We start from the raw sequence: 22,880 nt of genomic DNA on the forward strand, positions 1-22,880 counted from the left end.
GACCCCTCGCGCGCCAACTCCAAATCAAAAAAGACGTCGATGCACCAACTCCGGCTGGCCCCGAGGCCACGCCGGGCATGGTGCACGACAATTGGGATGCAGGCGGCACCAGCCGCCGAGGGAGGAATTCTTGGCCGTTCGTTACTACGACTGGATCGTTCATCATGGCCGCCGCACGCCTGACAAGGTCGCGGTGATCGACCTCGCGAGCGAGCGCCGTTTCACTTATGCGCAGCTTGACGCCCGCGTCTCGCGCCTCGCCTCGTTCCTGCGCCACACGCTGAACGTCTCACGCGGCGACCGCGTCGCGGTGCTGGCGCTGAATACGACCGACACGCTGGAGGTTCAATTCGCCTGCGGGCGCCTCGGTGCGATCTTCGTACCGCTGAACACCCGCCTCACCGTCCCCGAGCTTCAGTTCATCACCGCCGACTGCGCGCCGAAGGTGATGATCCACGACACCGATCTCGCCGAGACCGCCCTTGCTGTTGCAAAGCGGTGCGGCATCGCAACCAGCCTGCTGCTCGGCCCCGACGGGTCCTATGAGGCCGGTATCGCGGCCGCAAGGCCGCTTGAGACGATCGAGCAGGTCACACTCGATGACGTCTCGACCATCATGTACACGTCCGGCACGACGGGACATCCGAAGGGCGCGACCATCACCCATGGCATGACCTTCTGGAATTGCGTCAATCTCGGCGGCCCCGCCTGCATCGGGCCGGCCTCGGTGCTGCTCACCGTGCTGCCGCTGTTCCACACCGGCGGGCTCAATTGCTACACCAATCCGGTGCTGCACGCCGGCGGCACCGTGATGATCATGCGCGCGTTCGATCCCGGCGCCGCGCTCGGCCTGATCAACGATCCCGCACAGGGCATCAACGTGTTCTTCGGCGTGCCCGCGATCTACCAGTTCATGGCGCAACACCCCGCCTTCGCGACGACCGATCTCGGCCGGCTGATCGTCGGCGGTGTCGGTGGTGCGCCGATGCCGGTGCCACTCTTGAAAGTCTGGGAGGCGCGAGGCGTCGCGCTCCAGCAGGGTTACGGCATGACCGAGACCTCGCCGGCGGTTCTGGTGCTCGACCGCGAGGATGCGGCGCGGAAGGCCGGCTCCGCCGGCAAACCGGTGCTGCACACCGAGGTGCGGATCGTGCGGCCCGACGGCACCGATGCCGATGTCGGCGAACTTGGCGAGCTCTGGGTCAAGGGACCCAACATCACGCCGGGCTACTGGAACAGACCCGAGGCGAACAAATCCTCCTTCACCGACGGCTGGCTGCACACCGGTGATGCGACGCGCGTCGACGAAGAGGGCTTCTACTACATCGTCGACCGCTGGAAGGACATGTACATATCCGGCGGCGAGAATGTCTATCCGGCCGAGGTCGAGAACGTCCTGCACCAGCTCAACGCGATCGCGGAAGCCGCAGTCATCGGCCTTCCCGATCCGCAATGGGGTGAAGTGGGCCTTGCCATTGTCGCGGTCAAGCCGGGACAAAAGCTGACCGAGGCCGATGTCATCGCGCATTGTGCGGCCAATCTGGCGCGTTTCAAATGCCCACGCCAGATCCGCTTCGTCGAAGCGCTGCCGCGCAACGCCACGGGCAAGATCCACAAGCCGACCTTGCGCAAGGACTTCTCAGTCACTTCCGAAGTCGACAAGAAAGTCGCCAACGCCTGACCCCAAGCGCCCCTCGCGGGCGCATTTTCTTTTTGACGTGCCTGCTCCATCCAACAAGAAACCCCAAGGAATTTCGATGAAGAACAAGAAACTCGTCCTGCTCGCCGCGGCAACTGCCCTGACATTGCTCTCCAACCAGGGCGCTTTCGCGCAGAAGAAATACGACACCGGCGCCAGCGATACCGAGATCAAGATCGGCAATGTCGAGGCCTATTCCGGCCCCGCTTCGGCCTACGGCATCATCGGCAAGACCGAGGAAGCCTATTTCAAGATGATCAACGACCAGGGCGGCATCAACGGCCGCAAGATCAACTGGATCTCCTATGACGACGGCTATTCGCCACCCAAGACCGTGGAGCAGGTCCGCAAGCTGATCGAGAGCGACGAGGTATTTTTGATCTTCAACGCGCTGGGCACGCCGACCCAGACAGCCGTGCAGAAATATCACAATGCCAAGAAGGTACCGCAGCTGTTCCTCGCCACCGGCGCCAGCAAGTGGAACGACCCGAAGAACTTTCCCTGGACTATGGGCTTTCAGCCCAGCTACCGGGTCGAGGCCCAGATCTTCGCCAAGTACATCCTGAAGGAAAAGCCGGACGGCAAGGTCGCGATTTTCTATGCCAATGACGATTTCGGCAAGGACTACCTCGCAGGTATCAAGGAGGTGTTCGGCGACAAGGCGTCCAAGATGATCGTTGCCGAAGAGAGCTACGAAACGTCGGAGCCTTCGATCGACGCCCATATCGTCAAGCTCAAGGGCACCGGCGCTGACGTTTTCGTCAACATCGCAACCCCGAAATTCGCGGCACAGGCGATCAAGAAGATCGCCGAGCTCGAGTGGAAGCCGATGCACCTGATGACCGACGTCTCGGTCTCGATCGGCGCGGTGATGAAGCCGGCCGGCCTGGAAGCGTCCGAGGGCGTGCTCTCGGCGGGCTACCTCAAGGACCCCTCGGATCCCCAGTGGAAAGACGATGAGGGCATGAAGAAGTTCATGGCGTTCATCGACAAATACATGCCCGGCGCCAACATCTCGGACGCCAACCTGGCCTATGGCTACGCCGCGTCGCAGACCATGGTGCAGGTGCTGAAGCAAGCAGGTGACAATCTCACCCGCGAGAACGTGATGAAGCAGGCCGCCAGCCTCAAGGACTTCGCGCCTGACACGCTGATCCCCGGCATCAAGATCAACACATCCGCGACCGACTTCGCCCCGATCGAGCAGCTCAAGATGTGGCGCTTCAAGAAGGGGCAATGGGAGCTGTTCGGCGATATCATCAGCGCCGAAACTGGCGGCTAAGGTCGCGGCCGGCGAACCGATCTCGACGAAATAGCGGCCGAAGGGCCGCTATTTTTTTTGCACCCGCAAATGCGAGCTATCCCGATACGAAGAACGCGAAAGACTCCTCCACTGTGCGGCGCAGGTGCTTTCGATATAATTCGTAGCTTGCATCATCGGAGCCGATTCGTCCCAGCGACGGCTTCGAGATGTTCTTCAGCGGCACGTAGGCGATCGGCGCCGCGATCGGCGTCAACTGCGAGCCAGGGCCGGCGCGGAGCGTCGAGATGATTCCGTACATCTCGCCGGCGACCGTCGGCCGCGACACCGTGATCACGCGATGCTGGCCGTGCTTGATGATGACGAGGTAGATGAAGCCTGACTGATGCGGGACGGCAACCTCGCCGGTATGCTCGTAGGCGGCATCGGTCCGATCGCCCTCCCGAAAGACCAGCGAAGAGACCTTCGGCTCCCAGACGATCTCGGTGCGGTACGCAAAGATTGCGTCCTTGTCGCCGAAGGACGGCCGCAAGGTGATGTAGACGTCCTCGAGCCAGGTCACGGCGCGATGCGCATAGGAGCCGAGGCTGTCAGGGGCGACATCGTTGGCGGCCTGAGGCGCCGCCACGACCGGGTTGTTGCGCAAGGAGACGCCCAGCGCCTGCTCCAGCCGGACCGTCGTCGCCAGCGTGAACGGTCGCCGGCCGCCGAGCACCTTCTCCAGCGTCGACAGGCTCAGCTTGGCCTGCTCGGCCAGCGTCTGCCGGGAGATTCGGCGCCTGGCGAGCTCCTCGCGAATGGTCTCGGCGATCTCGCGGCTCTGCTCGTCCGAAAGCTGCTTGTCGGTGATCTTGTCCTGCATCTGCATCGCTAGCCCTGCTCCAGCACGGCCACTCTAGCAGGGCGGACAAACCAGCACAAAACCGCACATGAGCGCCCCGCGGCGGCTTGCCCGGGCCGGCCGCGGCGGAACATGACCGATCATTCTGCTCGCGAAATCGACCCCTCCCGGCGAAAGCTCAAAGCCAGCAAACGTCCCTCCGGGAGCAGACCAATGGACAGCTACGATACGGCCGACAACGAAGAGCACCCCATGTTGAAGGCGCTGATCAAGCTCGGGTTGTTTCTTCTCGCGCAAGGCGTCGCGGTGATGCTGATGGCCTTCGTGGCCCTGCTGGTCAGTTTCGGGACCAGCTGGTCCGCAACGATCGAGCAGGCGAGCCTGCTTCAGCCCGGCGACGCCAAGTCCGGCTCCCTGCTCCTGAAGGAGGATGGCGCCACCACCGAAGCGATCCGCCTCGGCACCGACATCGACATCACGGTCTCCGGCCCGACGCTGCGCGCGCGCGTCACCCAAATCTTCCGCAACCCGACCAAGGACTGGGTCGAGGCAACCTATGTCTATCCGCTCGCGACCGACGGCGCCGTCGATACGCTGAAGATGGTGGTCGGCGGTCGCGTCATCGTCGGTGATATCAAGGAACGGCAGCAGGCCCGCGTGATCTACGAAGAGGCACGCCGCGCCGGCCAGAAGGCGGCACTCACCGAGCAGGAACGGCCGAACATCTTCACCAATTCGGTCGCCAATATCGGCCCTGGCGAGACCGTGCTGGTGCAGATCGAATATCAGGAGTCGGTGCATCAATCCGGCAACGAATATTCACTGCGCCTGCCGCTGGTGGTCGGACCGCGCTACAATCCGGCGCCGATCGTCCAGAGCGTCGACTTCCGCAAGGACGGATCGGGCTGGGGCGCGGCGACCTCGGACCCCGTGCCGGACCGTGACCGCATCTCGCCGACTGTGCTGGATCCCGCCAGGAATGCACCGGTCAATCCGACCAGCATCACGGTGCGCCTGAAGGCCGGCTTCGCGCTCGGCGAGGTCAGGAGTCATCACCATAACGTCAAGATCGAGAGCCCGGACAACATGGCGCGTGTCGTCACGCTCGCCGATGGCGCCGTTCCGGCGGACCGCGACTTCGAGCTGACCTGGAAGCCCGCCGCCGAGAAGGCGCCGTCGGTCGGCCTGTTCCGCGAACATGTCGGCGATGCCGACTATCTGCTGGCCTTCGTCACTCCGCCCAGCGCCGAGCAGACGGCGCAAAAGCCGCTACCGCGTGAGGTCGTGTTCGTGATCGACAATTCGGGGTCGATGGGCGGCACCTCGATCGTCCAGGCCAAGGCGAGCCTCGCTTACGCCTTGTCCCGGCTCCAGCCGACCGACCGCTTCAACGTCATCCGTTTCGACGATACCATGGACCTGCTGTTTCCCACCTCCGTCCCGGCAGACGCCGCCCATGTCGGCGAGGCAACCTCGTTCGTGAGCGCGTTGCAGGCGCGCGGCGGCACCGAGATGGTGCCGGCGATGCGCGCCGCGCTGGCCGACAAGCTCGGCGACACCGGCATGGTTCGCCAGGTCGTCTTCCTGACCGACGGCGCAATCGGCAACGAGCAGCAATTGTTCGAAGCCATCACGGCGATGCGCGGCCGCTCGCGCGTCTTCATGGTCGGCATCGGGTCGACGCCAAACACCTATCTGATGACACGCGCCGCCGAGCTCGGCCGGGGCGCCTTCACCCATATCGGATCCGTCGAGCAGGTGGAGGAGCGCATGCGCGGCTTGTTCGCCAAGCTCGAAAATCCGGCCGTGACCGGGCTCACCGCGAAATTCTCCGAGGCCAGGGCCGACGTCACCCCGGCGATCATCCCCGACGTCTATCGCGACGAGCCGCTGGTGCTGGCGGCAAGGCTCGACAAGCTCGCAGGCTCGCTCGAGATCAAGGGGCGCGTCGGTGATCGTCCATGGTCGGTGACGCTGCCGCTGCAAGATGCCGCCGAAGGCAACGGCCTGTCGAAACTCTGGGCCAAGCGCAAGATCGGTGACGCCGAAGTGGCGCGCGCGATGCGGGAGCTCGCGCCCGAGGAGGCCGACAAGGCGATCCTGGCGCTGGCGCTCGACCATCAGATCGTCACGCGCCTGACCAGCCTTGTCGCCGTCGACAAGACGCCGAGCCGGCCCGAAGGCGCGCCGCTCAAGCTCAGCGAATTGCCGATCAACCTGCCGGCCGGCTGGGACTTCGAGAAGGTGTTCGGCGAACGGCCGCAGATCCCGGCGCAGTTGCGCGAACGGCATGCCGATGCGCGTACCGCACCGGCGGCGCGGCGTCCGGCACCCGCAGCGCCTGATGCGATCCGTCTGCCCAAGACGGCAACCTCAGCCGAGCTGAAGATGATCGCAGGCCTGATCCTGATCGTGCTCGCCTTAACCCTGTTCGTGTTCAACCGGCGTCGGCTCTTGCTCATCGACGCCGCTTGAGAGAGGAGCCTCCCCGAACTCCTCTGTTAGCGCGCGCGGCTGCCCGTCCCATACCAACGGCCGCGCGCGCCTTTTTCGTACTGTCATCGCGGCGAGCGAAGCGACGAGAGTCCATGCCATGCCCCGCCTCTTATTTCCCCTGACTCTGGCCCTGATCGGCCTCATCCTGGTTGGCGACGGCGCCTACATCCACGCCAAGGCGTGGCTGGCGCAGGTGCTGCTTGAGCGCGCCTTCGACAAGAGCCTTGCGACGGGCGAGCCGGTCAAACCGTGGGCATGGGCCGACACCTGGCCGGTCGCGCGGATCGAGGTGAAGCGGATCGGCGCCAGCGCGATCGTGCTGGAAGGCACCAGCGGCCAGGCGCTCGCCTTCGGGCCGGGCCATATCCAGCAAACGGTTGATGCCGGTGAGCGTGGAGTTGCCGTATACGCAGCGCATCGCAACACACATTTCCGTTTCCTGCGGAATGTCGCCGTCGGTGACGTGCTTGAGATCACGCGCCGCGACGGCAGGCATTTTCGCTATCGGGCGGATTCTTCGGCCGTTGTCCGTTTCGACACGTCCGGCATCGATCCCTCGACGCAGGGTGTGGAACTCGTGCTCGCGACCTGTTGGCCGTTCGACGCCGTCACGTCCGGCCCGGAACGCTATGTGCTGCATGCCACCTTGATCGAAGATCTGCGACCATCTTCGCGATCTCGGGATTGCCGCCATTGTTCTGAACGATGAACTCGCAATCTGCATGCGCAGGCAGGCACGCCATGGTCGCGAGCGCGTGGCGAAGCGTGTCGGGACGATCGAGGGTCGGCACCACGATGGACAGCAGCGGCACGATTACGATTTGAGAGAATGAGGGTCACGGTTTCCTGGCATCTTGCCGGACCGTTCGTACTTTCGCCAAAAGTCTCGTGATGCTAGCCTAGTCGTCGCATCCTGCCCATTCCGTCTCGCGGCATGGAGCGGCCACGATCAGCCCCGAAGCCAGCGCGCGGCAACGCGTTGCAACAATAACAAGAAGCGAAGGAAGCGCATGGAAGCTCAAGTGCCCGCCGCATCGGTTTCTCCGCGCCCCTGGTCTCCATCGCCCGACGCCGGAGACATCGTCAAGGGCATCCACGCCATGCTGCACCCGCACAACATCGTGCTGGTGGGTGCGACCGACAAGCCCGGCAACTATGCCGAACGCATCTGGAATAATCTGATCAAGTACGGGTACGAGGGCGGCCTCTACCCGGTCAACGCCAAGCGGGAAGCCATCTGGGGCGTGCCCTGCTACAAGGACTTCGCGAGCCTGCCGGAGAAGCCGGACCACGTGCTGGTGCTGGTGCCGGCGCGGTTTGCGGTGCAGGTGATCCGCGACGCTGCGGCAGCCGGCGCACGGTCGGCCACCATCGTCACCTCCGGCTTCAGCGAGTTGCAAGACGAGGAAAGCCAGAAGCTCGCCGCCGAGTTGAAAGCGGCGATACGCGAGACGGGCCTTGCCGTCACCGGCCCGAATTGCCTCGGCAATCTGAGCGCTGGCGAAAAGCTCTTCACCAACATCGACGACCGCATCGTCACCATGGAGCAGGGTGCGGTGGCAATCGCCGGGCAGTCCGGCGCCATCGTCATGGCGATCCGCCAGGCGCTGGAAGATCGCGGCGTCGGTGTCGGCTACATGGTGACGACCGGCAACGAGGCCGGACTCGAGACGCCGGACTTGATGCGCTATTTCGCCGAGGACCCGAGCATCAAGGTGATCGTCGTCTATCTTGAGGGCGTGCGCAACACCAAGGCTTTTCGTGACGCCTGCAAGGCGGCGCGCGCCGCGAGCAAGCCCGTGATCGCGCTCAAGCTCGGCGCCTCCGAAGGCGGCCGTGCCGCGGCGATGGCCCACACCGGCGCGCTCGCGGGCTCGATCGAGACGTTCGACGCCGTAGCAACGCGCGAAGGCGTGATCCGGGTCGGCGGCCTCGACGAGCTGATCGAGACCACCGAGTGCTTCGTTCATTCCGGCGTGCCCAAGGGCGACCGGCTCGCCGCCGTCACGCTGTCGGGCGGCAAGCGCGGCATGTTGCTGGATGCCTTCTATGCCGAAGGCCTGAACTTTGCACCGCTGAGCCCGCATGTCGGCGCCGAATTGGCGAAGATGCTCGGGCCGGGCTCGATCGTTGGCAATCCACTCGATGCCGGCTTTGCCGCGGTGGTCGATCCCTCGGTCTATATGAAGTCGATCAAGCTGATGATCGACGATCCGGATATCGACATCGTCATCGTCGATGCCGAGCTGCCGAAGGCTCCGCACGAGCTGCGCGAGCGCAATTTGCGCATCGTCGACGAGATGGCGCGCCAGGGCGGCAAGCCTGTGATCTATATCAGCGCGATGTCGATCGGTTTCACCGAGTTCACCAAATCCTTGCGCAAGTCGCTGCCGCATCTCGCGGTCATGCAGGGCATGGACCGCGCGGTGACCGCAATCAAGTCGCTGCTCGACTATGCCAGGCTGCGCAAGGAGGTACCCGATATCGTCTCGAGCTCGAAACCCGCCGCGCGCGCCGTGCTGGAAAAGGCGCTGAAATCCGCCAGCGGTGCCGCGCTCGACGAGGTCGCCTCGAAGAAGCTATTGAAGGCCTATGGCATTCCGATCTCGAAGGAAGCGATCGCACAGACGGCGGCCGAGGCGGTGAAGATCGCCAAGCAGATCGGCTTTCCGGTCGTGGCAAAACTCGTCAGCGCCGAGGTCCTGCACAAGTCCGACATCGGAGGCGTGGTGCTGAACCTCAACAGCGCCGCCGAGGTGAAGAAGGCGTTTGCCGACATCACCGCGCGGGTCGCGAAGCTGAAGGGCAAGCCGAAGCTCGACGGCATCCTGATTGCACAGCAGGTCAAGGCCGAGCTGGAGCTCGTGGTCGGTGCCTCGCTCGATGCCGAGATGGGGCCGGTCGTGCTGTTCGGCACCGGCGGCATCGACATCGAGCTGATGAAAGACGTCGCGCTCGCCGGTGCGCCGCTGGACGAGGCCGAGGCGCGGCTCCTGATCGGCCGCACCAAGGCCGGCATCAAGCTGCGCGGCTATCGCGGCAAGCCGGCCCTGCACGAAGCCTCCGCGGTGAAGGCGCTGGTCGGCCTGTCCAATCTGATCGCGGATGCCGGCGACCGGATCGCCTCGATCGACATCAACCCGTTCCTGATCAACACCAGGACGGGCGTAGCGGTCGACGCCCTGATCGTCCTCAACAACGCCGCGGCAAAACGCGCGGCCAGGCATTGAGGCGCCAAAAACCCGTAGGGCGGATTAGCGCAGCGTAATCCGCTGCGGGGGGAGAAGAAGGCGGCGGGTTACGCTTCGCTAACCCGCCCCACTTAACATCGCGAACTCCTTCCAACTTCCCTGCTTTGGCCGTAAAACCTCCCGCATGGCACGCGCGAGTCATCTGGTGATTGGAACGGCGACGCTGGCGGTGATCGCCGTGGCGTTCGGCGGCGTGCTCGGCTTGCAGAAATGGCGCACCATCCAGAGCCGCAGCCAGTTGCGCGTGGTATTCGAGGGCGGCTCGGCCTCCGGGCTGCGCCGCGGCGGACCGGTCAATTTCGACGGCGTGCCCGCGGGCCAGATCCTGTCGATCAAGCTGGACAGTCCGCGCAGGATCGTGGCGCTGGTGATGCTCGACAACACCGCGCCGATCCGCAAGGACACCGTGGCGGGCATCGAGTTCCAGGGCCTCACCGGCGTTGCCGCGATCTCGCTGATCGGGGGCGCGCCCTCCGCGCCGCCGGTGCCGCTGGACGCGGACGGCGTCCCCGTGCTGACCGCCGACCTCAGCGACGCCGAATCCATCGTCGACACCCTGCACAGCGTCGACCGCACGATCGTCAGCAACGCCCCCGCGATCAAGGAAGGCCTGCGCACGTTCGAGGACTACACCGCCGACCTCCGGAGCAAGGGCGGCGAGATCGACTCCGTCATGGCCAAGGTCGACAGCGCCTTCGCGGGCTTCGACAAGGCGGTCACGAAGATCGAGGGCGCAGTGCCCGGCTTCGTCGACGGCAAGGCCGACGAACTGTTCGAAAAGATACAGGGGCTGCACGAGCTTGCCGACACCATGAGGAAGAAATCGGCCGGCTACCTCGAGGACATCCGTCGCTCGCTGCTCGACGTCAGCGAGGCCGCCAACAAGATGAGCGGGACGCCCACGCCCGCCGCCGCGCCGCGCCCGCCGCGCAAACCTGCACAGCAGAAGCGATAGAATGACGCGCAGCGCACGATGCCCTTGCGCGCGCGGAAGCGGGGGTTGGTGCCGGCAATGCCTTAAAGCGCGATGCGATCAGGATAGATCGCCATCGCGCTTCAGGTTGTGTTCAAGCATGATCTTTTCGGAAAGCCGCTGCGCACTTTCCCGGATCATGCCTTAGTAGTTGCTCGGAGACGAGCCATTCGGGATGCCATCGATCGGGCACTCGTCGGTCCCCGGCGTCGAGCGGGTCATCGCCTCGACCATGTCCCGTGTGCCTTCGGGATCGGCGATCCAGTTCTTGTAGAAATCATAGGGACAGGCCGCAACGCCGCGCGGGCTCTCGCCGGAATTGATCATGCCGGTATAGCCGCGGTGGACCAGCTTGTAGAGATGGTTTTGCGACTGGCCGTTGCGGCGCGCATCGCGGATCAGATGCTTCGAGAGCTGTGCGTACTGGATGCCGTAATCCTCCTCGCCGCACTCGCCGAGTGTGCGGCCGTCGAAGCCGATGATCGCGGAGTGGCCGAAGTAGGAATAGACGCCGTCGAAGCCGGCGGCATTGGCGACCGCGACATAGACGTTGTTGGCCCACGCCATCGCCTTGGAAATCAGGACCTGCTGCTCCTTGGCCGGATACATGTAGCCCTGGCAACGCACGATCAGTTCGGCGCCTTTCATGGCGCAATCGCGCCAGATCTCCGGGAAATTGCCGTCATCGCAGATGATCAGGCTGACCTTCATGCCCTTCGGGCCGTCGGAGACGTAGGTGCAATTGCCGGGATACCAGCCCTCGATCGGCACCCACGGCATAATCTTGCGATATTTTTGAACGATCTCGCCCTTGTCGTTCATCAGGATCAGGGTGTTGTAGGGCGCCTTGTTCGGATGCTCCTCGTGGCGCTCGCCGGTCAGCGAGAACACGCCCCACACCTTCGCCTTCCGGCAGGCCTCGGCGAAGATCGCGGTCTCCTCACCGGGCACCGCGCATGCCGTCTCGTACATCTCCTTGGAATCGTACATGATCCCTTGCGTGGAGTATTCGGGGAAGATGACGAGGTCCATGCCAGGCAGGCCGACCTTCATGCCAACCACCATGTCGGCGATCTTGCGGGCGTTGTCGAGCACCTCGGCCTTGGTGTGCAGGCGCGGCATCTTGTAATTGACGACGGCGACGCCGACCGTGTCGTTGCTGCTGGAAATGTCACCGTGAAGCATGTTGAGCGCTCCTGTCTTTTATTCGTTTGAGGTCATCGCCTGCGTTAGTGGCTGATCATCCAGGGACGCGCCGTTGGAAAGCCCTTCGCGCCGCTCCTGGTCTTCGTCACCAGCCGCGCCGGCTTCTTCTTGTCCGGCGAGCCCCTGTCCTTCACCGTCTTGCCCGACGAGCAGCAGCCGCAGCCGGGACCGTGCGAGGCCTTGTACTGCGCAAGCGTCTGTGGCGCGTGCGAGCTGCGCTCGTTGACGGCATGCGCCTTGCGCGTCTCCGACGGCATGCAGAAGAAATTCGGTGCGGTCAGGATCACCCGAGGCGCCATCGTCTCGCAGTGCGGACAGCTCTGCGGATCGTCGCATTCCGCCATCGGGCGCAGATCCTTGAACGGACCGCAATCGTCACAGAGATATTCGTAGACCGGCATCGCATCATCCCCACGCTGTCGCCTGTTCAACACTCCTCGCGACGGATGCGGGGCGGCAAGTACACACCGCCCCGCATCCCGTCGTGCAGGGATCATTTGTCCGGCGAAATCGGCATCTGGATATCGCCCTTGATGTGCTTGATGGGACCTGCCGCCGACGGCATGACGTCGAAGTCGAAGATCTCCGTCGGCAGCCACAGCGTGGCGCAGGCGTTGGGCACGTCGACCACGCCGGAGATGTGGCCCTGGACCGGTGCGGTGCCGAGGATCGAATAGGCCTGGGCGCCGGAGTAGCCGAACTTCTTCAGGTATTCGATCGCGTTGAGGCAGGCCTGGCGATAGGCGACGGTGACGTCGAGATAGTGCTGCTTGCCGGCTTCGTCGACCGAGATGCCCTCGAAGATCAGATAGTCCTTGTAGTTCGGCGTGATCGGCGACGGCTTGAAGATCGGATTCTTGACGCCGTACTTCGCCATGCCGTCCTTGATCACCTCGACCTTGAGATGCAGCCAGCCGGCCATTTCGATGGCGCCGCAGAAGGTGATCTCGCCGTCGCCCTGGCTGAAATGCAAATCGCCCATCGAAAGACCGGCGCCGGGCACGTAGACCGGGAAGTAGATCTTCGAGCCGCGGGAGAGATCCTTGATGTCGCAATTGCCGCCATGCTCGCGCGGCGGCACGGTGCGGGCGCCTTCCGCGCCGATCTTGGCCTTCACGTCGCCCTTGGCGCGACCGCCATGGGCGGTCGCCGCGAAGGGCGGGTTGGCCAGGCCGGGCACGCGGGTCGGGTTGGTCGAGATCAGCTCGGCCTCGCGCTTGTTCCAGGTCTCCAGCATCTTCGGATCAGGCAGACAGCCGATCAGGCCGGGATGGATCAGGCCGGCGAAGTTGACGCCGGGGATGTGGCGCGACGAGGTGTAGAGGCCCTTGATGTCCCAGATCGACTTTTGCGCCAGCGGGAAGTGGTCGGTCAGGAAGCCGCCGCCGTTCTGCTTGGAGAAGAAGCCGTTGAAGCCCCAGAGGCTCTCCTTCATCGGGCCGACGTCGAGCAGATCGACGACGAGAAGGTCGCCGGGTTCGGCGCCCTTGACGCCGATCGGACCCGAGAGGAAGTGCACGATCGAGAGGTCGATGTCGCGCACATCGTCGGCGGAATCATTGTTCTTGATGAAGCCGCCGGTCCAGTCATAGGTCTCGATGATGAAATCGTCGCCGGGATTGACCCACGCCACGATCGGGATATCGGGGTGCCAGCGGTTGTGCACCATGTCATTTTCGTAGGCCGACTTGGTGAGATCGACCTTGATCAGTGTCTCTGGCATCGAGAAGCTCCCCTTTTACACGGTTGGTTAGACGGACAGATATTTCGAGACCTGCGCGGCATCGACGGCGTCGCGCGGATCGTCGCGCACGATCGCGCCGTTCTCGATGACCAGCACGCGGTCGGCGATATCGAGCGCGAAGCTCAGGACCTGCTCGGACACGACGATCGACAAGCCCTTCTCATCGCGGATGCGCTTCAGCGTGCGCGCCATCTCCTTGATGATCGAGGGCTGGATGCCTTCGGTGGGCTCATCCAGCAGCAGCACCTTCGGCTTGGTCGCCAGCGCACGCGCGATGGCGAGCTGCTGTTGTTGTCCGCCGGAAAGATTACCGCCGCGGCGGCCCTTCATCTCCAGCAGCACCGGGAATAGTTCGTAGATATCGGCGGGGACCTCGGTCCCGCCGGAGACGACGAGACCGGTCTCGATGTTCTCCTTCACCGTCATGGTCGAAAAGATCATGCGGCCTTGCGGCACATAGGCGAGGCCCTTGGCGACGCGGTCATAGCTCGGCAGGCCACCGAGCTCGGCGCCGTCCATGGTCACCGAGCCGCTCTTCGCAGGGAGGATGCCCATGAGCGATTTCATCAGCGTGGTCTTGCCCATGCCGTTGCGGCCCATGATCGCAACGATCTCGTTGGGCGCGACCTTGACGTTGAGGCCGTGCAGCACCTCGCTCTGGCCGTAGGCGACGTGGAGATCAGAAATAGCCAGCATCGCGCGCTCCTTAGTGGCCAAGATAGACTTCGATGACCTTGGGATCGTTCTGCACCTTCTCCATGGTCCCCTCCGAGAGGATCTGGCCCTGGTGGAGCACGGTGACCTTGTGCGCGATGTCCTCGACGAACTTCATGTCGTGCTCGATCACCAGCACCGAGCGGTTCTTGATGATGCGATTGAGCAGCTCCGCGGTCTTGGTGCGCTCGGACACGCTCATGCCGGCGACCGGCTCGTCCAGCATCAGAAGGTCGGGATCCTGGATCAGCAGCATGCCGATCTCGAGCCACTGCTTCTGGCCGTGGCTGAGCAGATCGGCGCTCATGTTCAGCCGATCCTTCAGGAAAATCATTTCGGCGACCTCGTGCACCCGGTCGCGCACCGCGGCATCGCGGGTGAAGGTCAGCGCGCCAAACACCGAGCGTCCGCGCGGATAGGAAATCTCGAGATTCTCGAACACCGTGAGATCGTCGTAGATCGAGGGGTTCTGGAACTTGCGGCCGACGCCGGTCTTGACGATCTCGTTCTCCTTCATCCGCGTCAGCTCCTTGCCGCGGAACTGGATCGAACCCGACGTGGCTTTGGTCTTGCCGCAGATCAGGTCGAGCACCGTGGTCTTGCCGGCACCGTTGGGACCGATGATGACGCGGATCTCGTTCTCGTCGACGTAGAAGGAGAGATCATTGACCGCCTTGAACCCGTCGAACGACACCGTGAGGGCCTCGACAGCAAGCAGGAATTCCTTGGGCTGGTGACCGACGAGCATGATCTATCTCCTCACTCTGCCGGAGCGCCGTCGGCGACCGAGCTATCGGTCCAACCGTCGGGTTTCGATTTGCGCGACGGCATCAGGCGGTCGATGCGCGGCTGCACATAGTCGCCCCAGATTCCGGCAAGGCCGTTCGGAAATGCGAGCACCACGGCGATGAACAATCCGCCAAGTCCGAACAGCCACAATTCGGGAAACGTCTCCGACAGGCTGGTCTTGGCGAAATTGACCAGCAGCGTGCCGTAGACCGCGCCGAGGATCGACAACCGTCCGCCGACCGCGGTGTAGATCACCATTTCGATCGACGGCACGATGCCGACGAAGGACGGCGACATGAAGCCGACATTGAGTGCGAACATGGCGCCGCCGATCGCGGCGAACACGGCGGCGATGCAGAAGGCGAAGATCTTGAAATTCGCGACGCTGTAGCCGGAGAACCTGACGCGATCCTCCTTCTCGCGCATCGCGACCAGGATGCGTCCGAGCTTGGAATGCCGGACGAACTGCGCGATCATGATGCAGACGAGCAGACATCCGACCTCGAAGAAGTACAGCACGACCTTGGCGTGATCGGGCCTGATGTCCCACCCTTTCAGCGTCCGCAGATCAGTCATGCCGTTGATGCCGCCGGTATAGCCCTGTTGGCCCACGATCAGGATGGTGAGGATGGCCGCAACCGCCTGGGTTATGATCGCGAAATAGGTGCCGCCGACGCGGCGCTTGAACATCGCGGTGCCGATGATCAGCGCGAAGATGCCGGGAACCAGGATAATGGCGAGGATGGTGAAGGTGAGACTGTGAAACGGCTGCCAGAACAGCGGCAGCGACGTGATCTGATTCCAGTCCATGAAGTCCGGAATTCCGGGGGTCGACTGGATCTTGGTGTTCTCGACGCTCGATGCCTCGAGCTTGAGGAACATCGCCATGCAGTAGCCGCCGAGCCCGAAGAACACGCCCTGGCCGAGGCTGAGAATGCCGCCATAGCCCCAGCAGATCACCAATCCCAGCGCGACGAAGGCATAGGTCAGGTATTTCGCGACCAGATTGAGCCTGAAGACGTCGAGCGTGAGCGGCAGCACCACCACCAGGAAGACCGCGAGCACGAGAATCCCGATGAGCTCCGATCGATTGAAGAACCGATTGTCGGTCATTGCATCAGCCTCTATTTCTCACTTGCGGACCTTGAGGGCGAACAGCCCTTGCGGCCGCAGCATCAGGATTCCGACAACGGCGAGCAGCGTCAGCACCTTGGCCATCGAGCCCGACATGAAGAACTCGAGGGTGGATTGCGTCTGCGAGATCGAGAAGGCCGAGGCGATGGTGCCGACCAGGCTCGCCGCGCCGCCGAAAACGACCACGAGGAACGTGTCGACGATGTAGAGCTGTCCGGAGGTCGGGCCTGTCGAGCCGATCATCGTGAAGGCGCTGCCGGCGATTCCGGCGATGCCGCAGCCGAGACCGAAAGTGTAGCGATCGACCTTTTCGGTGTTGATGCCGACAGCACCGGCCATGATGCGGTTCTGCACAACGGCGCGCACCTGGCGACCCCAGCGCGATTTGTACATGACATAGGCGACGCTGATGGTGATCAGCAAGGTCAGACACATCACGAAGACGCCGTTGATCGGGACTTCGATACTGTCGGTGACGTGCAGCGATCCCAGCATCCACTGCGGCAATTCGACGCCGACTTCACGCGCGCCGAACACGGAGCGATAGGCCTGCTGCAGGATCAGGCTGAGGCCCCAGGTCGCCAGCAGCGTGTCGAGCGGACGCTTGTAGAGGTGCCGTATCAGCACCCATTCCACCAGCATTCCCAACGCACCGGAGGCGATGAAGGCCAGGATCATCGCGAGAAAGAAGTAGCCGCTGAACAGGCTCGGTAAATAGGACTGGAAGAAGCTCGAGGTCATCCAGGTGACGTAGGCGCCGAGGATCATGAATTCGCCATGGGCCATGTTGATGACGCCCATCTGGCCGAAAATGATCGCAAGCCCGAGCGCCATCAGCACGTAGACCGAGAACAGGATCAGTCCTGCAAAGCCCTGCATGACGAAGATGGAGCCGAGATCACCAAGCGAGTAGTCGCCGAACATCGATGTCCTCCGTCGGGGATAAGGTCCCCGCGCCGCGAGCAGATTCGCGGCGCGGGGGTCTTGGGCGTGGATTTGCTGTCCACGCCAGGGAGAGGCTTGGTGTTTGGAAGAATGCGCGGCGAGGAGCGCTTCTTACTGGTAGCCCTTCGGGAACGGATCGGGCTCGACGAGATCGGCGGTCTCGTAGATCAGTTCGAACTGGCCATCCAGCTTGGCGCGTCCCACCCGGGTCTTCGACCAGAGGTGATGATTCTCGTGGATGCGCACATAGCCTTCCGGCGCGCCCTTGAACTCGACGCCGGGCGAAGCCGCCGCGATCTTGTCGACGTCGAAGGAACCGGCCTTCTCGACCGTCAATTTCCACAGCCACGGGCCGAGATAGGCAGCCTGGGTGACGTCTCCGATGACGGTCTTTTCGCCCCACATCTTCTTGAACGCCGGCACGAAGGCCTTGTTGTTGGGATTGTCGAGCGACTGGAAGTACTTCATGCAGGCATAGGCGCCGGCGATGTTCTCGCCGCCGATGCCGTCGATTTCGTCTTCGGTCACCGAGATCGTCAGCAGCGCCTGCTTGGAGAGATCGATGCCGGCGGCCTTGAGCTGCTTGTAGAAGGCGACGTTCGAGCCGCCCACGACGTCGGTGAAGATCACGTCGGGCTTGGTCAGCTTGATCTTGTTGATGACCGAGTTGAACTGGGTGTTGCCGAGCGGATAGTATTCCTCGCCGACGACCTTGCCCTTGAGCACGTTCTCGACATGCTTGCGCGCGATCTTGTTGGAGGTGCGCGGCCAGATGTAGTCGGAGCCGATGAAGAAGAAGCTCTTCGCGCCCTTCTCCTTCGCGATCCAGTTCAGGCCGGCGAGAATCTGCTGGGTCGCCTCTTGGCCGGTGTAGATCACGTTCTTGGACTGCTCGAGACCTTCGTAGAAGGTCGGATAATAGAGCATGCCGTTATACTGCTCCACGACCGGCAGCACCGCCTTGCGCGAGGCTGAGGTCCAGCAACCCATGATTGCCGCGACCTTGTCGTTGACAAGCAGCTTCTTGGCCTTCTCCGCGAAAGTCGGCCAGTCGCTGGCGCCGTCTTCCTGGATGAACTTGATCTTGCGACCGAGCACGCCGCCCATGGCGTTGATCTGCTCGATGGCGAGCTTTTCGGCCTCGATCGAGCCGGTCTCGGAGATGGCCATGGTGCCGGTCGCCGAGTGCAGGATGCCGACCGTCACCTCGGTGTCGGTGACCGCAAGGCCGGTGGTGTTGACCGCCGAAGTCGCCGGGGCCTGCGCAAATGACGCCCGCGGCAGCATCGTGATGGCGGGCACGGCGGCCATTCCCATCAATAGTTTGCGCCGGAGCGGCGACAAAAGGCCCTTGTTTGGTTCGTCTGACATGAGCACCCCACTTTTGTTCGAGAACACGCGATTGGTGCCGTGAGGATGGCTCGGATCCGGGTGGCGGAAGCATACGCAAGATCGCGTATACTGCACCGCAAAATGCCGACGTAGGCTTTGGTACGGAATTTGCGAGGGATCCAGGTCCGTATCGGAAGTGGGGTAAAGCGTGGCAGGGCGGCAGCGAATAGACCGCGTCAGGCGACAGTATAACCAATGGGTCGCCAACCAGACGCTGGAAGACTATGCGCTGCGCTTCACCGCCAAGAGCGCGCGGCGCTGGTCCGCCGCCCGGGTCGCCAACACGGCGCTGGGCGCGATTTCGTTCCTGGCGATGGAGGCGATCGGCGGTACCATCACCCTGAACTACGGCGTCACCAACGCGACTGCCGCCATCCTCGTGGTCTCCCTCATCATCTTCTGCTGCGGCGTGCCGATCGCCTATTATGCCGCGAAATGCGGCATCGACATCGACCTGCTCACGCGCGGCGCCGGCTTCGGCTACATCGGCTCGACCGTCACCTCCCTGATCTACGCCTCCTTCACATTCATTTTCTTTGCGATCGAAGCCGTAATCCTCGCCTCCGCGCTCGAGATGTGCTTCGGGATTCCGCGGCCGGTCGGCTATCTCATCAGCGCCGTCGTCATCATCCCGCTGGTGGCCTACGGCATCACGCTGATCAGCCGCTTCCAATTGTGGACGCAGCCGCTGTGGATCGTGCTCCACATCATTCCGTTCGCGGCGATCGCCTGGCACAACCCGCACTCCTTTACGGAGTGGCGCAAATTCTCGGGCGAGCACGGCGATCTCAACGGGCATTTCGACCTGCTACTGTTCGGGGTTGCGGCCTCGGTGGTGTTTTCGCTGGTGGCGCAGATCGGCGAGCAGGTCGACTTCCTGCGCTTCCTTCCGCGCGACCGCCGCGCGTCCAGGGCGTCCTGGTGGATAGCTATGATGAGCGCGGGCCCCGGATGGATCGTGCTTGGCGCCCTGAAACTGCTGGCGGGCTCGTTCCTCGCCTTCTTCGCGCTCAGCCATGGGGTGCCGCCCGAAGAGGCTGCCGAGCCGGCGCATATGTATCTCGAAGCGTTCCGCTACGTGCTGTCGCAGCCTGATCTCGCGCTGGCGCTGACCGGCACGTTCGTGATCCTGTCCCAGGTGAAGATCAACGTCACCAACGCCTATGCCGGCTCGATCGCCTGGTCGAACTTCTTCTCGCGCCTGACCCACAGCCATCCCGGCCGCGTCGTCTGGCTGGTCTTCAACGTGATCGTGGCGCTGCTGTTGATGGAGATCGGCGTCTACAAGGCACTCGAGCAAACCTTGGCGCTCTATTCCAACGTCGCGATCGCCTGGGTCGGGGCGCTGGTCGCCGATCTCGTCATCAACAAGCCGCTTGGCTTGCGGCCACAGCAGATCGAATTCAAGCGCGCGCATCTCTACGACGTCAATCCGGTCGGCGTGGGCGCGATGACGATCGCGACCATCGTCTCGATCAGCGCCTTTTACGGCCTGTTCGGGCCTACTGCGAAGGCGCTGTCAGCCTTCATCGCGCTCGCGGTTGCTTTCATCGTCGCGCCGTTGATTGCCTGGGCCACGGATGGCAAGTACTACATCGCGCGCAAGCCGAAGCGGAGCTGGCAGGACCTCGAGGCGATCCAGTGCTGCATCTGCGAGCACTCGTTCGAGCCGGAGGACATGGCCTCCTGCCCCGCTTACGCCGGACCGATTTGCTCCTTGTGCTGTTCGCTGGATGCCCGATGCCACGATCTCTGCAAGCCGCATGCGCGGATCCAGGCGCAGATATCGGAGACGCTGGGCAAGCTGATGCCGCAGCCGATCTACGCGCGCATCAATTCGCAACTCGGCCACTATGTCGGCGTGTTCGTGGTTTCCGCCGGTCTCGTCGCGCTGGTGCTGGGCCTGATCTATCTGCAGACCTCGGCAAGCGTGCATGGCGAGAACGCGCTCGTCTCCGACGTGCTCTGGAAGGTGTTCTTCTCGCTCAGCATCATCATCGGCGTGGTGGCTTGGCTGTTCGTGCTGGCACAGCAGAGCCGCCGCGCCGCCGAGGAGGAGACCCGAAGGCAGACCGCGCTGCTGATTCAGGAGATCGACGCGCACAAGCGCACGGACGCCGAGCTGCAGCGCGCCAAGGAGGTCGCCGAATCCGCCAACCTCGCCAAGAGCCGCTACGTGGTGGGCCTGAGCCACGAGCTTCGCTCGCCGCTGAACGCGATCAGCGGCTATGCCCAGCTCCTGGAGCAGGACACGACGCTGAACACCAAGCCGCGCGACCAGGTCCGCGTCGTCCGCCGTAGTGCCGATCACCTCTCCGGCCTGATCGACGGCATTCTGGACATCTCCAAGATCGAGGCCGGGCGGCTGTATCTGTCGCGCGACGAAGTGCGCCTCAGCGAGTTCCTCGATCAGCTGGTCGGCATGTTCCGCCTGCAGGCCGCCGCCAAGGGCATCGACTTCGTGTTCAGGCGGCCGGCGTATTTGCCGCTCGTGGTCTACGCCGATGAGAAGCGGCTGCGCCAGGTGCTGATCAATTTGCTCTCGAACGCCATCAAATTCACCCAGACCGGCAGCGTGCAGTTCGTCGTGCATTATCGCAGCCCCGTCGCGGAGTTCGAGGTGATCGACACCGGTCCCGGCATCCAGGGCGACGATCTCGAACGCATCTTCGCGCCGTTCGAGCGCGGTGCGCTCGGCGTTTCGCAGCCGCAAACCGGAACGGGACTCGGCCTGACCATCAGCCGACTGCTCGCCGGAGTGATGGGCGGCGACATCAAGGTCTTAAGCACCGTCGGCACCGGCTCGACGTTCAAGGTCAAGATCCTACTGTCGGAGGTCACCAATCCGCGGCGCATCGCGCCGGTGGAGGCGCCGATCTCCGGTTATCACGGCGCGCGCAAGACCATCCTCATCACCGACGACGATCCCGTGCATCGCGACCTCCTGCGCGAGGTGCTGACGCCGCTCGGCTTCATCCTGCTCAGCGCGCCCGACGGCCCCGGCTGCCTCGCGCTGGCTCAGCATTGCCGGCCCGATCTGTTTCTGCTCGACATCTCGATGCCTGCCATGGACGGCTGGGCTGTCGCCGAGGCCTTGCGGGCGAACGGCCATCACCAGGCCCGCATCCTGATGGTGTCGGCCAGCGCGATCGAGGCCCACGGCGCGCCGCTGGCGCAGCCCTTCCACGACGGCTATTTGATGAAGCCGATCGACATCCCGCGGCTGCTGGAGACGGTCCGCCAGCTCCTCAAGATCGAATGGCAATATGGCTCGGACGAGATTCCGGTGTCGTTCTGGCACCCCGAAAGCGGATCAAGGCCCCCGGCGCGGCATATCGAGGCCCTGATCGGGCTCGGCCAGATCGGCTACGTCAGGGGCATCCAGTTGAAGCTCGACGAGATCGGCAACGAGCATCCTGAACATGCCGATTTCGTCGCACAGATGCGGTCGCTCGTCGACCGCTTCGATCTCGACCAGTACATGGCCACATTGAAGACGTTGCATGCGCATGAACATTGAGTCGAAGAAGCGCGACGTCGCGCTCGTTGTCGATGACTCTCCCGAGACGCTGCGGCTGCTCACCGATGCGCTCGACGGCGCCGGCATGACGGTGATGGTGGCACTCGACGGCGCGGCGGCGATACGCATCATCGACCAGATCACGCCCGACATCGTTCTGCTCGATGCCATGATGCCCGGCATCGACGGCTTCGAGACCTGTCGCCGGCTCAAGCGCGATGCGGGCCTTGCCAATGTCCCCGTGATCTTCATGACGGGGCTCGCTGATACCGAGCATATCGTTCGTGGGCTCGAGGCCGGCGGCGTCGATTACGTGACGAAGCCGATCGTGATCGAGGAAATGCTGGCGCGCATCCGCGTCCATCTCGGCAATGCCCGCCTGACGCAGAGCGCGCGCGCCGCGCTCGACGTCTCCGGCCGTTTCCTGTTCGCGGTCGATCGCCAGGGCAATTTGCTGTGGGCAACGCCGCAGGCGCAGAAGCTGCTGTCCGATCATCACGGCGCGCAGGCCGACGACTTCGTCCTGCCGCCATCGCTGCTGCAATGGCTGGAGCAGGCCAAGGCCAAGGGCAGCTCGAAATCCCAAGCGGTTTCCTTGCCGGACAATCCGCAGCTTCGGCTCTATTACATGGGCGAAACCGCGCCGAACGAGTTTCTGCTGCGGCTCTCCAGGGAGTCCGGCACCGCGCTTCCCCCTGAATTCACCAGCGAGCTCGGCCTCACCACCCGCGAAGGCGAGGTGCTGGCCTGGCTCAGCAAGGGCAAGACCAACCGCGACATCGCGCAAATCCTGGGCCTCAGCCCGCGCACGGTCGACAAGCATCTCGAGCAGATCTACGCCAAGCTCGGCGTGGAGAACCGGACGGCAGCGGCGGCGATTGCGGCGAACGCGACGCGGAGGAATTCGTGAGCTGC

17 protein-coding genes are annotated in these 22,880 nt (G+C 63.5%); 8 read left to right on the top strand and 9 right to left on the bottom strand.

Annotation, left to right across the window (positions count from 1 at the left end; translation table 11 throughout):
* Positions 1-130 precede the first annotated feature (130 nt).
* Both CIT39_RS32485 and CIT39_RS32490 read left to right on the top strand, forming a co-directional pair.
* Complete coding sequence (locus tag CIT39_RS32485) at positions 131-1,681, top strand: acyl-CoA synthetase (protein WP_094976259.1); 1,551 nt, start codon at positions 131-133, stop codon at positions 1,679-1,681.
* A gap of 76 nt (positions 1,682-1,757) precedes the next feature.
* On the top strand, positions 1,758-2,981 hold the full coding sequence (locus CIT39_RS32490; RefSeq protein WP_094976258.1) for an ABC transporter substrate-binding protein: 1,224 nt from the start codon (positions 1,758-1,760) through the stop codon (positions 2,979-2,981).
* 76 nt (positions 2,982-3,057) lie between these two features.
* Here CIT39_RS32490 and CIT39_RS32495 read toward each other — a convergent pair whose 3' ends face one another.
* Complete coding sequence (locus CIT39_RS32495) at positions 3,058-3,828, bottom strand: helix-turn-helix domain-containing protein (RefSeq protein ID WP_094976257.1); 771 nt, start codon at positions 3,826-3,828, stop codon at positions 3,058-3,060.
* 186 nt (positions 3,829-4,014) lie between these two features.
* Between CIT39_RS32495 and CIT39_RS32500 the strand changes: the two genes are divergently transcribed.
* The 4 genes from CIT39_RS32500 to CIT39_RS32515 all read left to right on the top strand — a co-directional run bounded on the left by CIT39_RS32500 (position 4,015) and on the right by CIT39_RS32515 (position 10,503).
* A complete protein-coding gene (locus CIT39_RS32500) occupies positions 4,015-6,276 on the top strand; it encodes a marine proteobacterial sortase target protein (RefSeq protein ID WP_094976256.1) in 2,262 nt (753 codons plus the stop codon).
* Between the two features lie 118 nt (positions 6,277-6,394).
* The gene (locus tag CIT39_RS32505) at positions 6,395-7,006 is read left to right on the top strand and encodes a class GN sortase (protein WP_094976255.1); all 612 of its coding nucleotides are present in this window, start codon (positions 6,395-6,397) and stop codon (positions 7,004-7,006) included.
* A 301-nt stretch (positions 7,007-7,307) separates the two neighbouring features.
* Entirely contained in the window at positions 7,308-9,527 is a 2,220-nt protein-coding gene (locus CIT39_RS32510; RefSeq protein ID WP_094976254.1) for an acetate--CoA ligase family protein, read from the top strand.
* Between the two features lie 145 nt (positions 9,528-9,672).
* Entirely contained in the window at positions 9,673-10,503 is an 831-nt protein-coding gene (locus CIT39_RS32515) for an MlaD family protein (RefSeq protein ID WP_094976253.1), read from the top strand.
* 162 nt (positions 10,504-10,665) lie between these two features.
* Here CIT39_RS32515 and CIT39_RS32520 read toward each other — a convergent pair whose 3' ends face one another.
* The 8 genes from CIT39_RS32520 to urtA all read right to left on the bottom strand — a co-directional run bounded on the left by CIT39_RS32520 (position 10,666) and on the right by urtA (position 18,424).
* A complete protein-coding gene (locus CIT39_RS32520; protein ID WP_094976252.1) occupies positions 10,666-11,706 on the bottom strand; it encodes an aliphatic amidase in 1,041 nt (346 codons plus the stop codon).
* 44 nt (positions 11,707-11,750) lie between these two features.
* Complete coding sequence (locus CIT39_RS32525; RefSeq protein WP_094976251.1) at positions 11,751-12,128, bottom strand: FmdB family zinc ribbon protein; 378 nt, start codon at positions 12,126-12,128, stop codon at positions 11,751-11,753.
* Positions 12,129-12,220: 92 nt separating this feature from the next.
* Positions 12,221-13,450, bottom strand: a complete 1,230-nt coding sequence (fmdA, locus tag CIT39_RS32530) for a formamidase (RefSeq protein ID WP_094976250.1) — start codon at positions 13,448-13,450, stop codon at positions 12,221-12,223.
* A gap of 27 nt (positions 13,451-13,477) precedes the next feature.
* Positions 13,478-14,167, bottom strand: coding sequence for an urea ABC transporter ATP-binding subunit UrtE (gene urtE, locus CIT39_RS32535; RefSeq protein ID WP_094976249.1), 690 nt, complete (start codon positions 14,165-14,167; stop codon positions 13,478-13,480).
* Positions 14,168-14,177: 10 nt separating this feature from the next.
* Entirely contained in the window at positions 14,178-14,933 is a 756-nt protein-coding gene (urtD, locus tag CIT39_RS32540; RefSeq protein WP_027531396.1) for an urea ABC transporter ATP-binding protein UrtD, read from the bottom strand.
* A gap of 11 nt (positions 14,934-14,944) precedes the next feature.
* Positions 14,945-16,087, bottom strand: coding sequence for an urea ABC transporter permease subunit UrtC (gene urtC / locus CIT39_RS32545; protein ID WP_094976248.1), 1,143 nt, complete (start codon positions 16,085-16,087; stop codon positions 14,945-14,947).
* An 18-nt stretch (positions 16,088-16,105) separates the two neighbouring features.
* Positions 16,106-17,032, bottom strand: coding sequence for an urea ABC transporter permease subunit UrtB (gene urtB, locus CIT39_RS32550; protein WP_094976247.1), 927 nt, complete (start codon positions 17,030-17,032; stop codon positions 16,106-16,108).
* Between the two features lie 132 nt (positions 17,033-17,164).
* Positions 17,165-18,424, bottom strand: a complete 1,260-nt coding sequence (gene urtA, locus CIT39_RS32555) for an urea ABC transporter substrate-binding protein (RefSeq protein ID WP_094976246.1) — start codon at positions 18,422-18,424, stop codon at positions 17,165-17,167.
* Between the two features lie 169 nt (positions 18,425-18,593).
* On the opposite strand from urtA, the gene CIT39_RS32560 reads away from it, so the two are divergent.
* On the top strand, positions 18,594-21,965 hold the full coding sequence (locus tag CIT39_RS32560) for a hybrid sensor histidine kinase/response regulator (protein WP_094976245.1): 3,372 nt from the start codon (positions 18,594-18,596) through the stop codon (positions 21,963-21,965).
* Entirely contained in the window at positions 21,949-22,875 is a 927-nt protein-coding gene (locus tag CIT39_RS32565; RefSeq protein WP_162308806.1) for a response regulator, read from the top strand. The genes CIT39_RS32560 and CIT39_RS32565 overlap by 17 nt, the downstream gene beginning before the upstream one ends.
* Positions 22,876-22,880 lie beyond the last annotated feature (5 nt).

The organism is Bradyrhizobium symbiodeficiens (assembly GCF_002266465.3).
GTDB lineage: Bacteria > Pseudomonadota > Alphaproteobacteria > Rhizobiales > Xanthobacteraceae > Bradyrhizobium > Bradyrhizobium symbiodeficiens.